General features: G+C 62.5%; 20 protein-coding genes and 1 pseudogene. 14 read left to right on the top strand and 7 right to left on the bottom strand.

Annotated features, from left to right (window positions below):
- Positions 1-25 precede the first annotated feature (25 nt).
- Complete coding sequence (tldD, locus tag N2A41_RS03310; protein WP_260110272.1) at positions 26-1,441, top strand: metalloprotease TldD; 1,416 nt, start codon at positions 26-28, stop codon at positions 1,439-1,441.
- A 16-nt stretch (positions 1,442-1,457) separates the two neighbouring features.
- Positions 1,458-1,949, top strand: a complete 492-nt coding sequence (locus N2A41_RS03305) for a GNAT family N-acetyltransferase (protein ID WP_260110271.1) — start codon at positions 1,458-1,460, stop codon at positions 1,947-1,949.
- 102 nt (positions 1,950-2,051) lie between these two features.
- Here N2A41_RS03305 and N2A41_RS03300 read toward each other — a convergent pair whose 3' ends face one another.
- Both N2A41_RS03300 and N2A41_RS03295 read right to left on the bottom strand, forming a co-directional pair.
- Positions 2,052-2,369 carry a MazG nucleotide pyrophosphohydrolase domain-containing protein gene (locus N2A41_RS03300; RefSeq protein ID WP_017963106.1) on the bottom strand — a complete coding sequence of 106 codons (318 nt, stop codon included), beginning with the start codon at positions 2,367-2,369 and terminating at the stop codon, positions 2,052-2,054.
- 82 nt (positions 2,370-2,451) lie between these two features.
- Positions 2,452-3,735 carry a D-alanyl-D-alanine carboxypeptidase family protein gene (locus tag N2A41_RS03295; protein ID WP_260110270.1) on the bottom strand — a complete coding sequence of 428 codons (1,284 nt, stop codon included), beginning with the start codon at positions 3,733-3,735 and terminating at the stop codon, positions 2,452-2,454.
- A gap of 247 nt (positions 3,736-3,982) precedes the next feature.
- On the opposite strand from N2A41_RS03295, the gene N2A41_RS03290 reads away from it, so the two are divergent.
- Positions 3,983-5,020, top strand: a complete 1,038-nt coding sequence (locus N2A41_RS03290) for a polysaccharide deacetylase family protein (RefSeq protein ID WP_260110269.1) — start codon at positions 3,983-3,985, stop codon at positions 5,018-5,020.
- A 5-nt stretch (positions 5,021-5,025) separates the two neighbouring features.
- Here N2A41_RS03290 and pdxH read toward each other — a convergent pair whose 3' ends face one another.
- On the bottom strand, positions 5,026-5,646 hold the full coding sequence (gene pdxH / locus N2A41_RS03285; protein WP_260110268.1) for a pyridoxamine 5'-phosphate oxidase: 621 nt from the start codon (positions 5,644-5,646) through the stop codon (positions 5,026-5,028).
- Between the two features lie 65 nt (positions 5,647-5,711).
- Between pdxH and N2A41_RS03280 the strand changes: the two genes are divergently transcribed.
- The 4 genes from N2A41_RS03280 (at position 5,712) to N2A41_RS03265 (ending at position 9,239) form a co-directional block, all read left to right on the top strand.
- Positions 5,712-6,170, top strand: a complete 459-nt coding sequence (locus N2A41_RS03280; RefSeq protein WP_017963102.1) for an RT0821/Lpp0805 family surface protein — start codon at positions 5,712-5,714, stop codon at positions 6,168-6,170.
- 309 nt (positions 6,171-6,479) lie between these two features.
- Entirely contained in the window at positions 6,480-7,685 is a 1,206-nt protein-coding gene (locus tag N2A41_RS03275; RefSeq protein ID WP_260110267.1) for a J domain-containing protein, read from the top strand.
- 121 nt (positions 7,686-7,806) lie between these two features.
- The gene (fabI, locus tag N2A41_RS03270; RefSeq protein WP_260110266.1) at positions 7,807-8,625 is read left to right on the top strand and encodes an enoyl-ACP reductase FabI; all 819 of its coding nucleotides are present in this window, start codon (positions 7,807-7,809) and stop codon (positions 8,623-8,625) included.
- Between the two features lie 23 nt (positions 8,626-8,648).
- Positions 8,649-9,239, top strand: coding sequence for a histidine phosphatase family protein (locus N2A41_RS03265; protein ID WP_162118305.1), 591 nt, complete (start codon positions 8,649-8,651; stop codon positions 9,237-9,239).
- A 20-nt stretch (positions 9,240-9,259) separates the two neighbouring features.
- Here the strand turns inward: N2A41_RS03265 and N2A41_RS03260 are convergent.
- From N2A41_RS03260 to N2A41_RS03250, 3 genes and pseudogenes are all read right to left on the bottom strand, one after another.
- A pseudogene (locus N2A41_RS03260) lies at positions 9,260-9,453 on the bottom strand (type II toxin-antitoxin system HicA family toxin).
- 4 nt (positions 9,454-9,457) lie between these two features.
- Positions 9,458-9,700 carry a DUF1902 domain-containing protein gene (locus tag N2A41_RS03255; protein WP_260110265.1) on the bottom strand — a complete coding sequence of 81 codons (243 nt, stop codon included), beginning with the start codon at positions 9,698-9,700 and terminating at the stop codon, positions 9,458-9,460.
- Positions 9,701-9,835: 135 nt separating this feature from the next.
- A complete protein-coding gene (locus tag N2A41_RS03250) occupies positions 9,836-10,096 on the bottom strand; it encodes a DUF1344 domain-containing protein (protein WP_003569889.1) in 261 nt (86 codons plus the stop codon).
- A gap of 245 nt (positions 10,097-10,341) precedes the next feature.
- Between N2A41_RS03250 and N2A41_RS03245 the strand changes: the two genes are divergently transcribed.
- The 3 genes from N2A41_RS03245 to ribB all read left to right on the top strand — a co-directional run bounded on the left by N2A41_RS03245 (position 10,342) and on the right by ribB (position 15,967).
- Complete coding sequence (locus N2A41_RS03245) at positions 10,342-13,521, top strand: bifunctional diguanylate cyclase/phosphodiesterase (protein ID WP_260110264.1); 3,180 nt, start codon at positions 10,342-10,344, stop codon at positions 13,519-13,521.
- Positions 13,522-13,754: 233 nt separating this feature from the next.
- Positions 13,755-14,852, top strand: coding sequence for a chorismate synthase (gene aroC / locus N2A41_RS03240; protein WP_222385823.1), 1,098 nt, complete (start codon positions 13,755-13,757; stop codon positions 14,850-14,852).
- Between the two features lie 11 nt (positions 14,853-14,863).
- Entirely contained in the window at positions 14,864-15,967 is a 1,104-nt protein-coding gene (ribB, locus tag N2A41_RS03235) for a 3,4-dihydroxy-2-butanone-4-phosphate synthase (RefSeq protein WP_260110263.1), read from the top strand.
- Positions 15,968-16,138: 171 nt separating this feature from the next.
- On the opposite strand, the gene N2A41_RS03230 is transcribed toward ribB, so the two are convergent.
- A complete protein-coding gene (locus N2A41_RS03230) occupies positions 16,139-17,329 on the bottom strand; it encodes a winged helix-turn-helix domain-containing protein (RefSeq protein ID WP_260110262.1) in 1,191 nt (396 codons plus the stop codon).
- 336 nt (positions 17,330-17,665) lie between these two features.
- Here N2A41_RS03230 and N2A41_RS03225 point away from each other — a divergent pair, with 336 nt between their 5' ends.
- The 4 genes from N2A41_RS03225 (at position 17,666) to N2A41_RS03210 (ending at position 20,183) form a co-directional block, all read left to right on the top strand.
- On the top strand, positions 17,666-18,340 hold the full coding sequence (locus tag N2A41_RS03225; protein WP_170258277.1) for an energy-coupling factor ABC transporter ATP-binding protein: 675 nt from the start codon (positions 17,666-17,668) through the stop codon (positions 18,338-18,340).
- Positions 18,340-18,948 carry an energy-coupling factor transporter transmembrane component T family protein gene (locus N2A41_RS03220; protein ID WP_024321249.1) on the top strand — a complete coding sequence of 203 codons (609 nt, stop codon included), beginning with the start codon at positions 18,340-18,342 and terminating at the stop codon, positions 18,946-18,948. The genes N2A41_RS03225 and N2A41_RS03220 overlap by 1 nt, the downstream gene beginning before the upstream one ends.
- A gap of 24 nt (positions 18,949-18,972) precedes the next feature.
- On the top strand, positions 18,973-19,536 hold the full coding sequence (locus N2A41_RS03215) for a biotin transporter BioY (RefSeq protein WP_170258276.1): 564 nt from the start codon (positions 18,973-18,975) through the stop codon (positions 19,534-19,536).
- 110 nt (positions 19,537-19,646) lie between these two features.
- The gene (locus tag N2A41_RS03210) at positions 19,647-20,183 is read left to right on the top strand and encodes a GXWXG domain-containing protein (RefSeq protein ID WP_222385821.1); all 537 of its coding nucleotides are present in this window, start codon (positions 19,647-19,649) and stop codon (positions 20,181-20,183) included.
- Positions 20,184-20,224: the final 41 nt, after the last annotated feature.

Here is a 20,224-nt window from a genome sequence, read left to right as displayed (position 1 = left end):
CTGAACGCATGCTTGGAGCCATACCATGACCACCGATCTCCTGACGCTTTTCGATGCCGATGAAGCCACGATGCGCAAGCACGTCGCCCAGGCCCTGTCCGGCGCCGATGACGGCGAACTGTTCATCGAGCATGCGCAGGCGGAAGCACTGACCTTTGACAATGGCCGGCTCAAGGGCGGCAGCTTCAACACCGAACAGGGTTTCGGCCTGCGCGCCGTTGCCGGCGAAGCTGTGGGTTATGCCCATGCCGGCGATCTCTCGGTGGCGGCGCTGAAGCGGGCGGCCGATGCCGTCGGCGCTGTGACGCGCGGCTATTCCGGCTCCTATGCGGCAGCGCCCCAGGGCACCAATAAGAAATTCTACAGCGACGAGAACCCGATCGGCCAGCCGAGCTTCGAGGAGAAGGTCAAGGTCCTGCAGGACATCGACGCCTATCTCAGGGGCAAGGACGACAAAGTGCGGCAGGTGACGGCCTCGGTCGCCGCGAGCTGGCAGGTCGTCGACATCCTGCGGGCCGACGGACATCGTGTGCGCGACATCAGGCCGATGACGCGCATCAATATCTCGGTCATGGTCGGCGAAGGCGATCGGCAGGAGAGCGGCTCCTATGGCCACGGCGGGCGCATCGGCTTCGGCGACTTCATCGCCGAGGGCAGCTGGCAATACGGCGCCGACGAGGCGCTGCGCCAGGCGCTCGTCAATCTGGAGGCGATCGATGCACCGGCGGGCACGATGGATGTCGTGCTCGGCTCGGGCTGGCCGGGCGTGATGCTGCACGAGGCTGTTGGTCATGGGCTGGAAGGCGATTTCAACCGCAAGAAGACGTCGGCATTCGCCGGGCTTCTCGGCCAGATGGTCGCCGCTCCCGGTGTCACCGTCGTCGACGACGGAACGATCGACAATCGCCGCGGCTCGATCACCATCGACGACGAGGGTACGCCGTCTGCCTACAACGTGCTGATCGAAAACGGCAAGCTCGTCGGTTATATGCAGGATCGGCAGAATGCCCGGCTGATGGGCATGGCGCCCACCGGCAACGGCCGCCGCCAGGGCTATGCCCATGTGCCGATGCCGCGCATGACCAACACTTATATGCTCGGCGGCGACAGGACGCCCGAGGAGATCATCGCCTCGGTGAAGAAGGGCATCTACGCCGTCTCCTTCGGCGGCGGCCAGGTTGATATCACCTCCGGCAAGTTCGTCTTCGGCTGCACCGAGGCCTATCTGATCGAGAACGGCAAGGTCGGCGCGCCGATCAAGGGCGCGATGCTGATCGGCAACGGTCCAGATGCGATGAAGCGGGTGTCGATGATCGGCAACGACATGAAGCTCGATACCGGCATCGGCAATTGCGGCAAGGCCGGCCAATGGGTTCCCGTCGGCGTCGGCCAGCCGCACCTGCGCATGGATCAGGTGACGGTCGGCGGCACGCAGACCTGAGGCAGAAGGAACTGTGATGGCGGACATTGAAATCAGGACCTTCGCCGCCGATGACGCCGATGCCGTGCTTTCGGTGATCCTGCCAATCCAGCGCGAGGAGTTCGGCATCGACATCACCGCGGATGCGCAGCCGGATCTCCGGGTCATCCCGGATTTCTATCAGTCCGGCAAGGGACAGTTCTGGGTTGCCGTCCAGGATGGCGCCATCGTCGGCACCGTCGGGCTCAAGGATATCGGCAATAATCAGGCGGCGCTGCGCAAGATGTTCGTCTCAGCTGCGGTTCGCGGCCGCGAGCACGGCGTCGCGGCGCGGCTTCTCGATCGCCTCTTTGCCCATGCCCGGGATGCCGGCATTACCGATATCTTCCTCGGCACGACGGACAAGTTCGTCGCGGCGCACCGCTTCTACGAGAAGAACGGCTTTAGCGAGATTGCCAAGAGCGCCCTGCCCCGCGCCTTCCCGCTGATGGCGGTGGACAGCAAGTTCTACCGCCATAAGGTCGGCTGACTTTACCTCTGGGAAATCGTGATGCGGCTGAACACGAACAGCCTCGCCTAAAGCGACTATGCCGTCATCTGAAAAACTGCCGCACGTTTTGGCCGCCCTGCATCAGCTCTTCGACGTTTGCGCCGGCTGAAACAGCCACTTCCGTTCGATCGCGGCGGCAAGGTCGATATCGTTGCGTCGGGCGAAGAGCAGGAGGTGGCCGAGAACGTCGGCGGTCTCGTCGGCAAGGTCTTGCTGCATATCTTCCGGTGAACGCCCCTTTGCACGGCCGCGCCCCGTTAGCCGGTTCCAGGCCTGTGTCAGCTCGCCCATTTCCTCCTGTAGTTTCAGAAGGAACCAATCGGCATCACGCTCAATGCCGTTGGCGGCGACATGGGTGGAGGAAGAAATTTCGAACTGATCGGCGAGACGGCGCAGCATGGGCGTTCTCCTTTTGTTTAGGGAGGTGACGCTGATTCCCCATGATTGTCCAGACTGGGATTATGCCAATGCCGGGCGGCGATCAACCGCGATCCGGCAGCAGCATGCAGTCATAGGAGCGCTGCTTCAGCGCATCGCAGGCCGAGACGGCAGCATCCTTGCTGGCGAAACCGACGAAGCGGGCGCGATAGATCTTGTTGACCCCCTGCCCGACCGCCTCGGTGTAGGGCGAAGCAGAAAGGAGTGGCGCGCCGCCTTCCGACTTCGCCTGGGCGAGAAGCGCGCGTGCGGCGTCGGCGCTCGGAGCGGCCGAGATCTGGATCTGCCAGTCGCCATTGGTCTTCTCTGCCGATGTCTTCGGTGTCTTGCCGGCGTTCAGGATCTCGTCCATCGCGACCGGACGCTCCAGCGGCACGACGGCGTCATCGGCGTAGGCCAGGCTCTTGGCTGCGAGATCGTCGGCTTGGCGCGGAGCATTGAGCGGTACCGGAACATCCGAAGCGTCAGCGGCGGACGCGACTTCGACAGTATCTTTGGCGCCGACGCTCGCCACCAGCTTTGCGCCGCCGGAAGACGAGGCACGGCCGAGATAGCGGTCGAGCAAACCAGCCATCTTGTCGTCGCGGCTGCGGGCGGTCCGGCCGCCGAGCACGACGCCGACCACGCGGCGGTTGCCGTCTCTGACGGCGCTGACGAGGTTGAAGCCGGAGGCGTTGGTGTAACCGGTCTTGATGCCGTCCATGCCCTGGTAGCGGTACATGAGATTGTTGTGACCGCGCACGGTCCGGCCGCGGAAATTGAAACTTGCCGTCGAAAACAGCCGATATTCGTTGGGATAATTCTTCATCAAGGCGACGGCGAGCGTCGACATGTCGCGCGCTGTGGTGACCTGGCGGCCGTCCGGCAGGCCGGAGGCATTGACGAAGACGGTGCGGCTCATGCCGAGCTGGCGGGCCCTGGCCGTCATCATCCGGGCAAAACCGCTTTCCGAGCCGGCGAGCTTCTCGCCCATGGCGGAGGCGGCGTCATTGGCGGATTTGACGATCATGCCATAGACCGCCTCACGAACGGTGATCGTGCCGCCCGCCTTGACGCCAAGCTTGGTCGGCGGCCGGGCGGCGGCGTATTTCGATATCCTGATCGGAGTGTCCCAGGCGATCTTGCCGCGTTTCAATGCCTCGAAGGTGAGATAGAGCGTCATCATCTTCGTCAGCGAGGCCGGATGGTTCAGCGTATCGGCGTTTTCGGCAGCGAGAACCTTGCCTGTGCGGGCATCGAGGATCAGCGAAGCATTTCCGGCAAGGGCCGCAAGCGGCGCCGAAACGGCAAGCGTTACGGTCAAAACAGCCGCCAAAAGCTTTCTCATCCACTTTCCCTCATACGTTTGCCCTGATGCTCGGCACTTGATGCACCGGCTCTCGGTCAGACCGGCGTTTGTGTCGTAACGTGACAGAAGCCGTAAGTTTGGCGCGACTTTGAGGCAACGCCTATCATTTTTCTAGTCTTTTCATCACCTTGGTTAACAGGAAATCAAGGACATATTCCGAACAGGGATTCAGCAAGGCTTAAGTCGCACTTGCTAGTTTCCGGCAAAGGCAACGAACGGGCGCCGCATGACGGGACAATTCAAGCGACTGGCAAAACGCGCAGCGATCGGCGCCGGGCTCGAGCTTTCCTGGCTGCTCGGCTCGGCCGGGCTGATGCGCGAAGCGCGCGGGCGCGGCGTCGTCTTCACGCTGCATCATGTCCGCCCGCACATGCTAGAGGCCTTCGAACCGAATGCGCATCTCGAAATCACCCCGAGTTTTCTCGACGCGGCGCTGCAACGGCTGAGGCGGCAGGGCTATCGTTTCGTGCCGCTCGATCAGGTGCCGGCGCTGTTGGCAGAGCCCGAGGGCGCACAGCCGTTTGCGGCCTTCACCCTCGACGACGGATACGGCAACAATCTGGAACATGCGCTGCCGGTGTTCGAGCGGCATCAGGCGCCGTTCACGGTGTTCGTCGCCAAGGGTTTTGCCGAGAGCTCTCACAGTATCTGGTGGGAGACGCTGGCGATCCTCTTGCGCCAGGCGCCGGAAATCCGCTTCGATTTCGGCCGCGGCATGGAGCGCCTGGTGCTCGACAGCCTGCAGCAGCAATGGCATGCCTTCGATCGCTTCGCCTGGTATATCCACCGCTCCGACGAGGCGCGTGCCGTCGCCGCGATCGATCTGCTGGCGCGGGAAAACGGCATCGAGCCGACGGATATCGTCCGCCAATTGGTGATGGGGCCTGGCGAATTGCAATGGCTGGCCAGCCATCCGCTCGCAGCGCTTGGCGCCCATACGATCAGCCATCGCGCGCTCGCCCGGCTGCCGGAAGCCGAAGCGCGAATCGAGATGCAGGCTTCGGCGGATTACCTCGAGGCGGTGACCGGCGTCCGTCCCGAGACGATCGCCTATCCCTACGGCACGCCGGAGGCTGCGACCGCCCGCGAGGCGCGCATCGCACGCAATCTCGGCTTTACTCTCGCGGTCACCACGCAACCCGGGCTGCCGGCAGCGCGGCTCACCGGCTATCTCCCCCGCATTTCGCTCAACGGCTTCTACCAGAAGCGACGCTACGTCTCGGCGCTTGCTTCCGGCATACCGCTGAAGCTGATGGGCCGGTAAAGCCGTTACGGATACATCCGCACCTTGTCCCATTCGCCTTCCGGTGATGGCCGGCGAAATTCGACCCGATCATGCAGGCGGAATTTCTGATCTTTCCAGAATTCGATCGAGGTCGGCCGGATGCGGAAGCCCGACCAGTGGGCGGGGCGCGGAATCTCGCCGATGGCATAACGGGCGGTATATTCGGCCACCGTCTTCTCCAGCGCGAATCGGCTTTCGAGCGGACGAGATTGTTTAGAGGCCCAGGCGCCGATGCGGCTGCCGCGCGCACGTGTCTTGAAATAGGCGTCGGCTTCGGCGTCGGTGACGATCTCGACGGGACCACGCAGCCGCACTTGACGGCGCAGGCTTTTCCAGTGAAAGCACATGGCGGCCTTTTTCTGGCCAAGAATTTCGCGGCCTTTCTGGCTCTCGAAATTGGTGTAGAAGACGAAACCGTCGTCGTCGAATCCCTTCAGGAGAACCATGCGGACATTCGGAAGACCATCTTCATCGACCGTCGCCAGCGCCACCGCATTGGGGTCGTTGGGCTCGGAGGCCTCCGCTTCTTTCAGCCATTCGGCAAAGAGCTTGAAGGGCTCGCCACTTTCGGTAAAGTCACCGCTTGTTAACTCGTTTGCCGACATATTGGTTCAAATGCCCCGGATTATTCAAAACTCGCCCAGCTTTTGATAACTGGACAGGATGCAGGGTGGAAGTCATAGCAAAGTCATCTCGCTATACAAAGGGGCTGCGGCGACGCAGCAGCGCATCCTTCGTCATCGGCGTCGCGATGTTGTCGCTTTCCGGCTGCGTCGGCGGCGGCATGGATTTCCTGAGTGACGCCAAGGTCGACCGGTCGGTGGCAACCGGCACCGTGCCGCAGACGCCGCCGAGCACCGACACACTCTCCGACGAGATGACCGTGCGCAACGCCGTCACGTCGGCCGACGTGGAAAGGCTGGAGGGCCAGCCGCTTCCCTGGGCGAACGCATCGACCGGCAGTGCCGGCGTCATCGAAACGATCGTCGAGAACAACGAGTCCGGCCAGGTCTGCCGGCAGTTCCGCACGACCCGCCATTCCTATGTCGGCATCGCCAAATTCTACGGCAAGACCTGCCTCGTCGGCGGCGGCAACTGGCAGCTTCTGAGCTTCCAGCCGGAAAGTTGATCCGGCGGGAAAGTTGATCCGGCGGGAAAGCTGATCTGCCTCTGCATAATCAAATGTGTGACAGCGTCCTTTTGCGCGCCCGAAAAGACGGTAGCGCCGTCGCCGACAGGTTAACGCCCGTCCACTTTCTGCCGCGTGCTTAGCAAAGAGCTAACCATTCGCCGCAAAACACCCCACATGTCTCCACAGAAATAACAAGTGATTAGCAACTCCGCCGCAGGATCGGCGTTGAGAGTGGCTGTTCCTGCCTATGTAGCGGGCGGCGCCACCCACGTTTTATTGGACGGGGATGCTGGGCAAGGACGAGGCTTGCCGCATCGCAACACCGGCGGTTTTAACATGCGCGATCCTTATAAAATTCTGGGCGTCAAGCGCGGCGCGGCAGTAGACGAGATCAAGGCGGCTTGGCGCAACATGGCCAAATCAGCCCATCCCGACCACAATCAGGACGATCCGACAGCGACGGCCCGGTTCGCCGAGATCGGCCGCGCCTATGAAACGCTGAAGGACCCGCGCAAACGCAGCCTGTTCGACAATGCCCTGCGGATGGCCGAAGCCAAGAAGCACGAACAGACGATCATGCAGCAGCGCCAAGCCGCCCGCGAGGCGGCCGTGCGCGCCAAGGCGGCGCAGGCCAATGCCGAGCGCGTGATGGAAGAGCTGGCGCGCGCCGCCGCCCAGAAGGCTGCCGCCGACGGCTCCAGGCAACAGGCAGGTTCCGCTGAGGCGGCCGATGAGATGGTGGATCGCATTTTCGGCGCCCAGGCTCGCGCGGCTGCCGGCGGCCAGGCGCAGGGTCGCGCCCAGCAGACGCAATACCAGCAGACACAAAACGCCCAGGGCGACGCCGGCAAGCGCATGGATGGCGACGCCGCCGAGGCCGACACCAAGAGCGACGAGGAAGCGGGCGAAGCGGGGGCAAATGCCGCCGTCAACCTGTCGCTGCCGCTCAGCATCCTGACAAACCTGGTGCGCCGTTTCACCGGCGCCAGGGATACCGGCCTCGAAAGGGCGCCGGATGAGGTGACAACGGCGACCGTCACGATCGACGACGTGTTGAAGAGCGGCTGGATCACCGCGTCATTGCCGGAGGGCCGCGAAGTCGGCTTCGCGTTGCCGGCCGGCACGACCGACGGTCACGAGATCAGGCTCAAGGGACAGGGCTTCAAACTGCCGGGCATGCAGCGCGGCGACGCCGTCGTCAACATTCGCATTGCACCCGATCTGCGCTTCACGGTCGATGGTTTCGATCTGCACGCCGTGCTGCCGCTCAGCATCGAAAATGCCGTGCTCGGCACCGAGGCGCGCATCGAAGGACCGAGCGGCCCGCTGAACGTGACGATCCCGGCATGGTCGGGCTCGGACAAGACGATCCGTGTTCCCGGCCAGGGATTGCCCCGCGAAGAGGGCGGCAGAGGCGATCTCGTCGTCGAATTGCGCATTATCTTGTGGGAAAAACCCGACGACAAAATCACCGATCTCATGCGGAGCATGCGCGAAGGCCTGTTCCTATGAAATTTTAATGACATTCGCACCCTTTATTACGATCCCTAACAGTTGATGATCCCGGCCAAGCTTGAACCGATTAACGGCCTATGCCATAGGCAGGATCGATCAGAATCCTAGGGAGCGAAATATGGCTCAAGCATCCGGCCTCATGGCAGGCAAACGCGGCGTCATCATGGGTGTCGCCAACAATCGTTCGATTGCGTGGGGTATTGCCAAGGCCATTCATGCGCAGGGCGGAGAAGTCGCGCTCACCTACCAGGGCGATGCGCTGAAGAAGCGCGTCGAGCCGCTCGCCTCCGAAATCGGCGCGACGCTCGTCGGCCATTGTGACGTCGCCGACGAAGCCACCATCGACGCCGTTTTCGAAAACGTCGAAAAGCTCTGGGGCAAGATCGATTTCCTCGTGCATGCGATCGGCTTTTCCGACAAGGACGAGCTGACCGGCCGCTACGTCGACACCTCGCCCGACAATTTCACCAAGACGATGCAGATCTCCGTCTATTCCTTCACCTCCGTCGCACGCCGCGCCGAGAAGCTGATGACGGATGGCGGCGCCATGCTGACGCTGACCTATTACGGCGCCGAAAAGGTGATGCCGAACTATAACGTCATGGGCGTCGCCAAGGCCGCGCTCGAAGCCAGCGTCAAGTATCTTGCCGTCGATCTCGGCCCCCAGAACATCCGCGTCAACGCCGTTTCGGCCGGACCGATCAAGACGCTTGCCGCCTCCGGCATCGGCGATTTCCGCTATATTCTGAAGTGGAACGAATATAACGCGCCGTTGCGCCGTACCGTCACCATCGAGGAAGTCGGCGATGTCGGCCTCTATCTCCTGTCGGATCTCTCGCGCTCCGTCACCGGCGAAGTGCATCACGCCGACAGCGGCTATCATGTCATCGGCATGAAGGCGGTCGACGCGCCCGACATTTCCGTCATCAAGGACTGATTTCTCCATATGGATGCGAGACCGTGCTTATCTACGTGATCAGACACGGCCAGACCGCCTGGAATGCCGAGCGCCGCCTGCAGGGTCAGAAGGATATCCCGATGAATGCCACGGGCCTGGAACAGGCCCGGCAGAACGGCATCGCGCTTGCCGGGATTCTCGGCGACACGATCGACCAGTTCGATTTCGTCGCAAGCCCGCTCCAGCGCACGCGCGCGACGATGGAAATCATGCGCACCGCCATGGGCCTGCCGCCGCTGGCCTATCGCACCGATCCAAGGCTGGTGGAAATTTCCTTCGGCGACTGGGAAGGCTCGACGATCAAGGAGTTGAAGGCGACGCAGCGCGAGCGGGTAGCGGAGCGCAACGCCTCGAAATGGGATTTCATCCCGCCCGGCGATGATGCGGAAAGCTATGAAATCCTCTCCTGGCGCACCGGCTCTTGGCTGAACTCGGTCGATCGGCCGACGGTCTGCGTGACGCATGGCGGCGTCATCCGCACGCTGTTCCAGACAATCGCCGACCTGCCGAAAAGCACTGCTGCGGAAGGTGCGATCCCACAGGATCGGATCATCAGGATCGAAACCACGGAGCGGACGATCGTCTGGCTGTAGGCATTGCCATTGCGCCTGGATCAAGAAGCCTTCGGAAGTCCGGCCTGTTTTAGCGTTTCATTGGCCGTATGGCGGGATTTTACACCATGGTCGACCGTGAAGTGGCGGTTAGAAATCGGCTGTACCAGATTTCATGATCACCCTTTCCCGGTCGCACGTATTCGCAGCCGGCTTTCAGCAATAACTCTTTGAGTTCGCGGAGATAGCCGGCCATGCGCTCAGTAGGTCGGATTGGGGATGCGAACGAGCTGTTCGGCCATGATATGGACGGGGATTTCCGGCAGACTCGAGGTGAAGCCGTTAAGCTCGAAAAGGTCGGTTATAGCTGCCACAACTTTAGGCTCGAGGGTTTCGAGGGTGTCGGCCTCGACGGCCAGCCCTTCGATATCGTTGCTACTGGCAACCCAAACACCAGCCTCTTCATCCCAATCCGCGCGCACTATGATCGAGGCGTGCTTCATACGATCAGTCTCCATAGCGGACACGATTGTCCTACGAGGTTGCGCACCGCTGTGGGTACTACGCCGACGTGGCATAGTGTACATATGTAGTGGAATGGAAGTGAATTTTATACGCCGATCTAGGCGTTACGCTGCCTATTTGACGATATCGAGATCGTTGATGACGCGCTTGCCGTCGACCTCGGTATAGAAGACGATCACCTTCACGCCGGCTTCGAGGCCGTCGAAATTGAATTCCTCGGGCGCCTGATAGGTTTTGCCGTCATCTAGGGTCAGCACAAGGTTGGCCGTGTCGACCTTCTTGATCGTCGCCTCGACGTCGGCGCTCTCGGCAAAACCGCTCATCGGTGACAGGAAGCTTGCTGTTGCCAAAAGCGTGGCGACGACGAAACGCATGGCGACAATCCTTATAAGACGCTGCACGAGAAACTGACTGGCCACAGATAAGCTCCTGAATATGGCGAAAATTGCCCGGAAGAATGGCTTTCCCCGCCCAATTGATGAATAGGATTTTAAATATAATCAAGATGCCGTGTTAACCCGGGTTTTTACGCCTTTCCTCGCCTTCCCGGAATCGACGGCGGGCAATCGTAAATTAACCCGCGCGCCCTACAGTTGCTCGTCAACATGGGGGTTTCATTTTGTTATCCAGGCTCAGCGACAGCAAGCAGTTGCGGCGCGTGTTGAAGAATAGCCGCGTCTCGTTTGTGGTTTCGTCGCTTGTCGCCCTGGTCGTCATCGTGGTCGGCTTCGGGCTCGACCAGGCCAATACTGCGTCTCATGTGCGCGAACTTCATATCCGCACCGAAAACGAGACGAACCTGATCCGCGCCCGCGTCATGGCCGAGATCAATATGGACCTCAGCGTCGTGCGCGACCTGACGAACCTGATCTCCGTCAGCACGGCAAACGGAGAGGAGATGGAGCGCCAGATCAACTGGCTGCTGATCCAGAACCCCTCTTTCATTCATATCGCCGTCGCGCCTGATTTCATCGTCGGCGACATCCACCCGCCGCAATCCGGCAATGAGCGGATCGGCCGCGACGTGCGAGAGGCTCTGTTCTTCCGCCAGGCGATGACCGGCGCGGCCGGCGACCAGTCGGCGCGCTTCTACGGCCCGATCAGCATTGACAGCCGCGACGCCTTTGCCATCTTCTTCCCGGTTTTCGTCAGGGAGAACGGCGAACGGCGGCTCTGGGGGGCGGTCGAAGTCGCCATCGACCAGACGATGTTCTACCAGGCGACCGGGCTGATGCCGGCACGCGACCGCGAGAACCGGGAACGCTATCCGCATCTCGACCATCTGTCGATCGCCATCCGCGATATCGGCGCGGCGGCCGCGACCAATGCTGCTCTGCCGGCACCGTTCTTCGGTTCGTCCGATATCGATGACAAGCATCCGATGCGCCAGAAGATCGGCTTTGCCGGCGGCAAGTGGGAGCTTTCCGCGGTCCCCAACAGCGGCTGGGACGCGATACCCGAAAACCGCACCGAGCTGCGCCTGATCATCCTTGCCGGCGGCTTCGTCATCATCGTGCCGATCTTCTTCGCGACCCTCCTGCTCGGCGAGCGCAATCGCAACATTACCGCGCTGGAGACGCGCGAGGCAAAACTGCTGGAACTGTCGCAGCGGCTCAATCTGGCGCTGGAATCCTCGAATATCGGCATCTGGGAGCTGCAGGATGATTCGAGCAGCCTGCTCTGGGACACGCGCGCCGCGGCCCTGCACGGCAAGCCGGCTGAGGAAGGAAGCTGGGCGCTCGACGAATGGCTGGCGGCTGTCCTGCCCGAGGACCGCGACATCGCCGAAGTGCATTTTTTCAGCTGCAGCATTGCCGGTGCTGCCTGCACGGCACAATACCGCATCATGCTTGCCGACGGCGGTATCCGCCACCTGCGCTCGGTCGGCGCCTTCTATACGGATGCCGGCGGCGTCAGCAAGACGATCGGCATCGTCTGGGACGTGACAGCCGATGCGGAGATCACCGACAGGCTGCGCAAGGCCAAGGATATGAGCGAGGTCAAGAATGCCGAGCTGGAGCTGGCGCTTGAAGAGCTCTCGAGCCGCGAGGGGCAGCTCGCCGAGCTTTCCAGCCGGCTCGACCTGGCGCTCAACTCCTATCAGTGCGGCATATGGGAAGCCCGACCCGGCCTCGGCGGCTCGATCTGGAACGAGCGGATGCACGAACTCTACGGCCTCACCCCGCGCAACGGCTTCATGACCGAGGAGATCTGGCTTGGCTGCATCCACCCCGAGGATCGAGCCTTAGCGCTCGAAAGCGCACGCCACTTCAAGAAGAACGGCGATACGCACACGCTCGTCTGCCGCGTGCTGGTCGACGACGGCTCGGTGCGTTATGTGCGCTCGGTCGGCAAGGTCCACCAGACGGGGACCGGCGAGATGAAGGTCATGGGCATCGCCTTCGATGCCACCGAAGACGTGCTGATGACGATCCGGCTGAAGGCCGCCAAGGACGAGGCGGTCGCCAAGAATATCGAGCTCGAGCTTGCCAAGAACAGGATCGAGCACAACTCGCTGCACGACCCGCTGACCGCACTCGCCAACCGCCGCAAGCTCGACATCGCGCTCGAAAACCTGACCCATGACGGACGCCGAGAGCGGCAGAAATTCTCGATCCTGCATATCGATCTCGACCGCTTCAAGGACATCAACGATACGCTCGGCCATGCCGCCGGCGATGCGATGCTGGTGCACGCCTCGAAGGTGCTTGCCAAGAACGTCCGCGGCAGCGACGTCGTCGCGCGCATCGGCGGCGACGAGTTCGTCATCCTCGCCCTCGACGTCGGCGACAAGGAGATGGCGCAGCTTTCAACGCGAATCATCGAGGAGATGCGCCAGCCGATCGATTTCCAGGGCTTTTCCTGCCGCTGCGGCGTGTCGATCGGCATTGCGCTCGCCAACGGCATCCATGTCGATGCGCGCAAGATGCTGATCAACGCCGATATCGCGCTCTACCGCGCCAAGAGCATGGGCCGCAACCGCTTCGAATTCTTCAATCACAATCTCCAGGCCGATATCATCAACACCAAGCGCACCGCCGACGAGATCCTCGCCGGCATCGACAATGGCGAATTCACCGCATGGTATCAGCCGCAATTCTCGGCCCGGACGATGGAGCTGACGGGCGTCGAGGCGCTGGTGCGCTGGAACCACCCGTCCAAGGGGTGGCTCGCCCCCGACAAGTTCCTGCGCATTGCCGACGAAATCAATGTCGTGCAGATGCTCGACCGGATCGTGCTCGAAACGGCGCTGCACGACAAGATGCGCTGGACGGCGCGCGGTATTGCCGTGCCCAAAGTCTCGGTCAATGTTTCGGCGCGGCGGCTGCATGACGGCAGCCTGTTGGAATCGCTCGCCGACCTGCATATCCGTCCGGGCGAGATCTCCTTCGAACTGGTGGAATCGATCTTCCTCGACGAGAGCGAGGACGTCGTCTCGCAGAACCTCGAACGCATCAAGGCGCTCGGCATCGATATCGAGATCGACGATTTCGGCACCGGCCATACCTCGATCGTCAGCCTGTTGAAGCTGAAACCGAAGCGGCTGAAGATCGACCGCCAGCTGGTGCAGCCGATCGTCAATGCCTCGCAGGAGCGGGCACTCGTCAGCTCGATCATCGAAATCGCCCGCTCGCTCGGGGTCGAGACGGTGGCCGAAGGGGTGGAGACGGCGGCACATGCCGCACTGCTGCGCGATCTCGGCTGCGATATCCTGCAAGGTTATGCCTTCTCGCGGCCGCTCTCCTTCGACGACTTCACCGAGGAAGCCACCGGAACGGGGTGGCGGCTGGCGTCCTGATCGCTGCCTGCCGATCGCCCCCAGCCCTGACCCCTCCCCGCCTGCGCAGAGAGAATGGCGGCACAATGCACCGCCCGTCCCTGACAACGGACGGAAACAGCATTTCCTGAGCTGCCGGTTTGGCGCAAAGAAAGGCTTTTGCCTCGGCGGTTTTTTGGCCTATGAGTGTCGCGCCTTTTCAAGCAATGGCGCGGCCGGCAGCGACCGGCTTTGGCGCGCCACCGTGGGAACACATGTCGCACAATACATTCGGTCACCTTTTCCGCGTAACCACCTGGGGCGAAAGCCATGGTCCGGCGCTCGGCTGTGTCGTCGACGGCTGCCCTCCGGGGTTGCGCTTCAAGCTCGAGGACCTGCAAGTCTGGCTCGACAAGCGCAAGCCCGGGCAATCCCGCTTCGTGACGCAGCGGCGCGAGGACGATCTGGTGAAGGTGCTGTCCGGCGTCATGCTGGACGCCGATGGCGAGACGATGACGACCACCGGCACGCCGATCTCCATGCTGATCGAAAACACCGACCAGCGCTCCAAGGATTACGGCGAGATCGCCCGGCAATACCGCCCCGGCCATGCCGATTATACCTATGACCTCAAATACAGCATTCGCGACTATCGCGGCGGCGGCCGCTCCTCGGCGCGCGAAACCGCCGCGCGGGTTGCCGCCGGCGGCATCGCCCGCCTTGTCGTACCAGGCGTTACCGTGCGCGGGGCGCTGGTGCAGATCGGCAAACACAAGATCGACCGCCGCAACTGGGATTGGGGCCAGATCGATCAGAACCCGTTCTTCTCGCCCGATGCCGCGATCGTGCCGGTCTGGGAGGAGTATCTCGACGGCATCCGCAAAAACGGCTCCTCGATCGGCGCGGTCATCGAGGTGATCGCCGAAGGTGTGCCGGCCGGCCTCGGCGCGCCGATCTATGCCAAGCTCGACCAGGATATCGCCTCACTGCTGATGTCGATCAACGCGGTCAAGGGCGTCGAGATCGGCAATGGTTTTGCCGCCGCCGAAACGTCAGGCGAAGACAATGCCGACGAGATGCGCATGGGCAATGACGGCACGCCGATCTTCCTTTCCAACAATGCCGGCGGTATTCTCGGCGGCATCTCCACCGGGCAGCCGGTGGTGGCGCGTTTCGCCGTCAAGCCGACGTCCTCGATCCTGACCGAACGCCAGTCGATCGATGCGGACGGCAAGAATGTCGATATCCGCACCAAGGGCCGGCACGACCCCTGCGTCGGCATCCGCGCCGTGCCGATCGGCGAGGCGATGGTCGCCTGCGCCATCGCCGATCATTATCTTCGCGACCGCGGCCAGACCGGCCGCCTGAAATAGGAGCCTCGCCCATGTCTTATGACCAGAAGCGCGTCGTCGACGCCATCCGGGCCTTCGAGGCCGGCGAGATCGTCGTCGTCATGGACGACAATGACCGCGAGAACGAAGGCGACCTGATCGTCGCCGCGGTGCATTGCACACCCGAGAAGATGGCCTTCATCGTGCGTCACACCTCCGGCATCGTCTGCGCGCCGATGCCGAAGGAAGAGGCAAAACGCCTCAACCTCAACGCCATGGTGGCGGAAAACGATTCGGCCCATACGACGGCCTTCACCGTCTCGGTCGATTTCAAGCACGGCACGACGACCGGCATCTCCGCCGACGACCGGACGCTGACGGTGCGCAACCTCGCCAATCCGAATGTCGGCGCCTCCGATTTCGTCCGCCCCGGCCACATCTTCCCGCTGGTTTCCCGCGAAGGCGGCGTGCTGATGCGCTCCGGCCACACGGAAGCCGCCGTCGATCTCTGCAAGCTTGCCGGCCTGCCGCTGATCGGCGTCATCTCCGAGCTGGTCAATGACGACGGCACCGTCACGCGCGGGCCTGAGGTGGTCGACTTTGCCGAACAGCACGGGCTGAAGCTCGTCTCGGTCGCTGATCTCATTGCCTATCGCCAGCGCAAGGAAACGCTGATCGAACTCGGTACCAGCTTCGACATCGACACGCCGTTCGGCAAGGCCAAGGCCCATACCTATTCCCTGCCCTGGGATCCGATGCAGCATCTCGCCGTCGTCTTCGGCGACATCCGCGACGGGGTCGACATCCCGGTGCGGCTGCATCCGGAGAATGTCGCCGAGGATCTCTTCGGCAAGAACAGCCCGGTCGATTTCTACATGCAGAAGATTGCCGAGCAGGGCCGCGGCGTCATCGTCTACCTGCGCGAAGGCTCCGTCGGCGTCGGCCATCACGACAACGGCCGCAAGGCCCGCAACCAGGGCCGCGAGGCCCATTCCGAAGCCCAGACCCGCGACAGCGAATGGCTGGAAATCGGCCTCGGCGCACAGATCCTCAGGGATCTCGGCGTCAGCTCGATCAAGCTGCTCACCAGCCGCGAGCGCCACTATGTCGGCCTCGAAGGCTTCGGCATCAAGATCAGCACGACGGAGATCTGCTGAGCACTCCTCCTCTTCTCCCCAGCGGGGAGAAGATGTCCGAAGGACAGATGCAAGGGGGTGAGCGACGTTAGGAGCGACTGCACTGAGCGCAAGCGAAGGGCAATATTGAGCGGCGTGCCATGAAGCCCCCTCATCCGGCTGCCGCCACCTTCTCCCCGAGGGGAGAAGGGATTACCCTCTCCACCCATCGAGCAAGATGACCTTCTCCACGCCGGCAAACCGCGCGACCCGCTCCAACTCCGCTTCCAACCTCTCCAGCCGGCCGGCCGACGGCTTCACGCCCGGCTCCAGCCACAGCCGCTTGATGTCGAGCGTCGATTTCTTCCGATCCGCCTTCATGTCGATGCGGCCGATCAGCCGGTCGCCTTCGAGCAGCGGGAAGACGTAATAGCCATATTCGCGCTTCGGCTCGGGCACGAAGACTTCGATGCGGTAGAAGAAGCCGAACAGGCGTTCGGTGCGGTTGCGGTCGCGGATCATCGGATCGAAGGGGCTGAGAACGCGGATGCGCGGCGGAGCATCGGGATAGCTGTCGAGCGTCGACGGGAAATCGGCAAAGGCCCAGGATGGGCGCGCCTTGCCGTCGAGCGCCGGTTCGATCAGCACTTCGGTCAGCTCGTCGCGATGTGCCGATACCCAGGCCTTGGACTCATCGGGCGAGACCAGGTTCCAGAAGGCTGCGATCTCGCCATGGGTAGCAAAGCCGAGGCGGGCAAGCGCGCTGCGGCAGGCCCAGTCGATGAATTCCTCGCGGCTCACCTCGGGCTCGCGGAACTCGGCCGGGATGACGCGCTCCGCCAGGTCATAGATCTTCTGGAAGTTCGAGCGGCCGGCGATGGCGAACTTGCCGGTGTGCCAGAAATATTCGAGCGCCGTCTTGTTCGGATGCCAGTTCCACCAGCCGCCGGAAACGTGGCCGTCGGACTTGACGTCGCGCGCCAGCATCGCGCCGTCGCGACGCACGCGCTCATAGGTCTCCTCGAAGGCTGCCTCGAAACCCTCACCGCGCCATTTGCGCCAGCGTTCGACGAGGACCTTTTCCTGATGGCGGAACTTGTGTTTCCAATAGACGAAGAAGGCGCTCGGCAAAATCGAGGCATCGTGCGTCCAGTGCTCGAACAACGCGCGTTCCTTTTCGAGCAGCGCCTTCAGATGCTCGCGCCTGTAGGTCTGGTTGCGGGAAAACAGGATCTGATGATGCGCCCGCTCCACCGTCTGGATGCTGTCCACCTGGACGAAACCCAGCTCATGGATGAGCTGCAGCAGGCCGGCCTTGGTCAAGGCGCGGTTCGGCGGGGCGCTGAGGCCCTGCTTGGCAAGAAAGACACGGCGGGCGTCGGAATTGGAAAGCAGATTCGTCATGACCCCATCATAATCCGGAAAATCTTCCTAGCCACCCGATATCGACAGCGCAATTTGCTCTTTCATCAGGCCGATGTCCCCGTATAGAAGCATTGCTATCCGGTTGGCGCCAATGGCTGCCCCTCACCCTAACCCTCTCCCGGCCTGCGGGGAGAGGGGACTTGCCAAACGCAGCGTCGAGATTGAGGAAGCGGGTGCGGCATATCCCCTTCTCCCCGCGAGCGGGGGTCCGAAGGACGGGTCGAGACATGTGGCTCGACCCAGGCAGAGGTGCCGGCAGGCGGATGAGGGGCCGGCATCGGCAATCTCCTCCGATGAAAAGTGCGAGGGATTGGTTTGGATATTCGTTTCGAAGGTGCCGGTGTCAGTTTCGGGGCGCGGGTGGCGCTGCAGCCGCTGACGCTTGGCATCAGTGGAAAACGCATCGGCGTCATCGGGCTGAACGGTTCGGGCAAGACGACTTTCGCGCGGCTGATCAACGGGTTGATCAAACCATCGGTCGGCCGCGTCACTGTCAACGGCCGCGACACCAGCGATGAAAAGACTGCGGTGGCCGATGTCGGCTTCATCTTCCAGTCGCCGCAGAACCAGATCATCCTGCCGATCGTCAAAGACGACATCGCCTTCGGGCTGAAGCGGCGCGGCTTCAGCAAGGCGGAGATCGAGGCGAAGGTCGAGGGCGTGCTGGCCCGCTTCGGCGCCGAGGCGCTGGCCGATCGCCGCGCGCATGAGCTTTCCGGCGGCGAGTTGCAGGTGGCGGCCCTCTGCTCGGTGCTGGCGACGGGGCCGGGCATTCTCATCCTCGACGAACCGACCAACCAGTTAGACCTCAGGAACCGGGCGCTGGTTGAAGGGATTATCGCCGGGCTCCCGGAAAGCGCCATCATCATCACCCATGATCTGGAGCTGATCGCCGATTTCGAACGGGTGCTGCTATTTCATGAAGGCCGGCTTGCCGCCGATGCGCCGGCTGCTGAGGCGATCGCCCGCTACAAGGAGATCGCCGCTTGATGCAATCGCTCTATGTCGAAGGCAACAGTGTGATGCACCGGCTTTCGCCGCGGGTAAAGCTGTTGTCGCTGACGATCTTCGGCGTCGTGCTGTTCGTCAGCGGGAACCTCATCCTGCTGTCGATCGCCGTGCTGCTGACGGCGGTTCTCTACCGGATGATCGGCCTGCCGTTTGCGGATGGGCTCAGGCGGCTGCGGCCGGTCTTCCTGACGATCGCGGTCGTCGCACTCTTCAACCTCATCTTCAATCCCTGGCAGGAGGCGCTCGTGCCCCTGTTGCGGCTGACGGCGCTGATGCTGCTTGCCGCCACCGTGACGGCGACGACGTCGATCACCGAGTTCATCGACGAGGTGACGGCGCTTGCCCGCCCGCTCGAACGCACCGGTTGGGTGCAGGCGGACGATATCGGCCTGGCGCTTGGGCTGGTGCTGCGTTTCGTGCCGGAGATCGTCGGCCGTTATCAGGCGATCCGCGAGGCGCACAAGGCACGCGGGCTGAAGGTGCGGCCGACGACGCTGCTTGCGCCGCTGATCATCCTGACGCTCAAGGATGCGGATAATATCGCCGCGGCGATTGACGCGCGCGGCATTCGGCGGCATGTGAGTTAACGATTGATAAACACGGAATTCATGATGAGCACTCGCGACCTCGTTCTTACCGCCCTCTTTGCCGCGATCATCGTGGCACTCGGCCTGCTGCCGCCGATCTCGCTCGGCTTCATTCCGGTGCCGATCACGGCGCAATCCCTCGGCGTGATGATGGCCGGCGTCGTGCTCGGCGCCCGGCGCGGCGCAATTGCCGTGCTGATCGTGCTGGTGCTGGTCGCGATCGGCCTGCCGGTGCTTTCCGGCGGCCGCGGCGGGCTTGCGATCTTCGCGTCGCCGACGGCCGGCTTCCTGATCGGCTGGATCTTTGCGGCCTTCGTCACCGGTTATCTCAGCGAGCGGCTGGTCAACCATCAGCAATCCGGCCTGGTGCAGACGGTCAGCTTCTTCCTCACCGCCATGGTCGGCGGCATCGTCGTGCTCTACGCCTTCGGCATCACCTATCTGGCCACCGTCGCCGGCCTCGGCTTCACGAAAGCCTTCATCGGCTCGATGGCTTTCATTCCCGGTGATGTGATCAAGGCTTTCGTCGCAGCCCTGCTTGGCCGCGCCGTCATGGTCGGCTATCCCCTGCTGCCGTCGCGCGCCTGAGGCATAGGCCAGTCTTGTCCGGTGAACACCCCCAACGGCCCCTTCGGGGGCCGTCGGGCTTCCGGTCGGCATGAACGGGAACTTCCAAGCCTTCTTTTCATTTTTTTGCAATGACCGTCCCTGGAGGAGAACCCATGCGAGGCGACCCGCAGGAGGAGATGGCTGCCTGGTTCCGCTCGCTGGAGCCTGTCCAGCCGAAGGACATGGTCGGCCTTTGGAGCGGCGTCGGCATTCCGTCGGGTCATCCGCTGGACGGCGTGCTCGAGAACCTCAACTGGTTTGGCAAGCGCTTCCATTCCAATATGCGGGCGGACGCCCTGCTCTTCACGTGGAGATCGGGCCGACTTGTGGCGCTTGAGCCAAGCTTGTTACCCATTGGCCTGGCGATCAAGATGGCGCCCTTTGGCCGGACATTCGTTGCCCGCGGCTGGTTCTCATACCTGCAGAAGCTGCTTCGAGCGAGAGGCACCACAGCTTCGTTGAAGCTTCAGGCCCTCGACGGCGTCGAAACGGCTGCGATGATCTACGACAAACAGCCGGTCGTGGACTACTTCCGCAGGATTGACGATGACGAGATTGCCGGAATGATGTGCGTGCGCGACGACCCTCGGCGGTTCTTCTTCAAGCTCCGGAAAGTGATGGACTGAGATATGCAGCAAACGGCTGGCGCCACCTCCGGAACATCGCG

Origin of the sequence: Rhizobium sp. SRDI969 (assembly GCF_025152725.1) — a bacterium.
In the GTDB taxonomy this organism is placed as follows: Bacteria; Pseudomonadota; Alphaproteobacteria; order Rhizobiales; family Rhizobiaceae; genus Rhizobium; species Rhizobium leguminosarum_I.
This window is presented reverse-complemented; position numbering and strand designations above follow the sequence as displayed.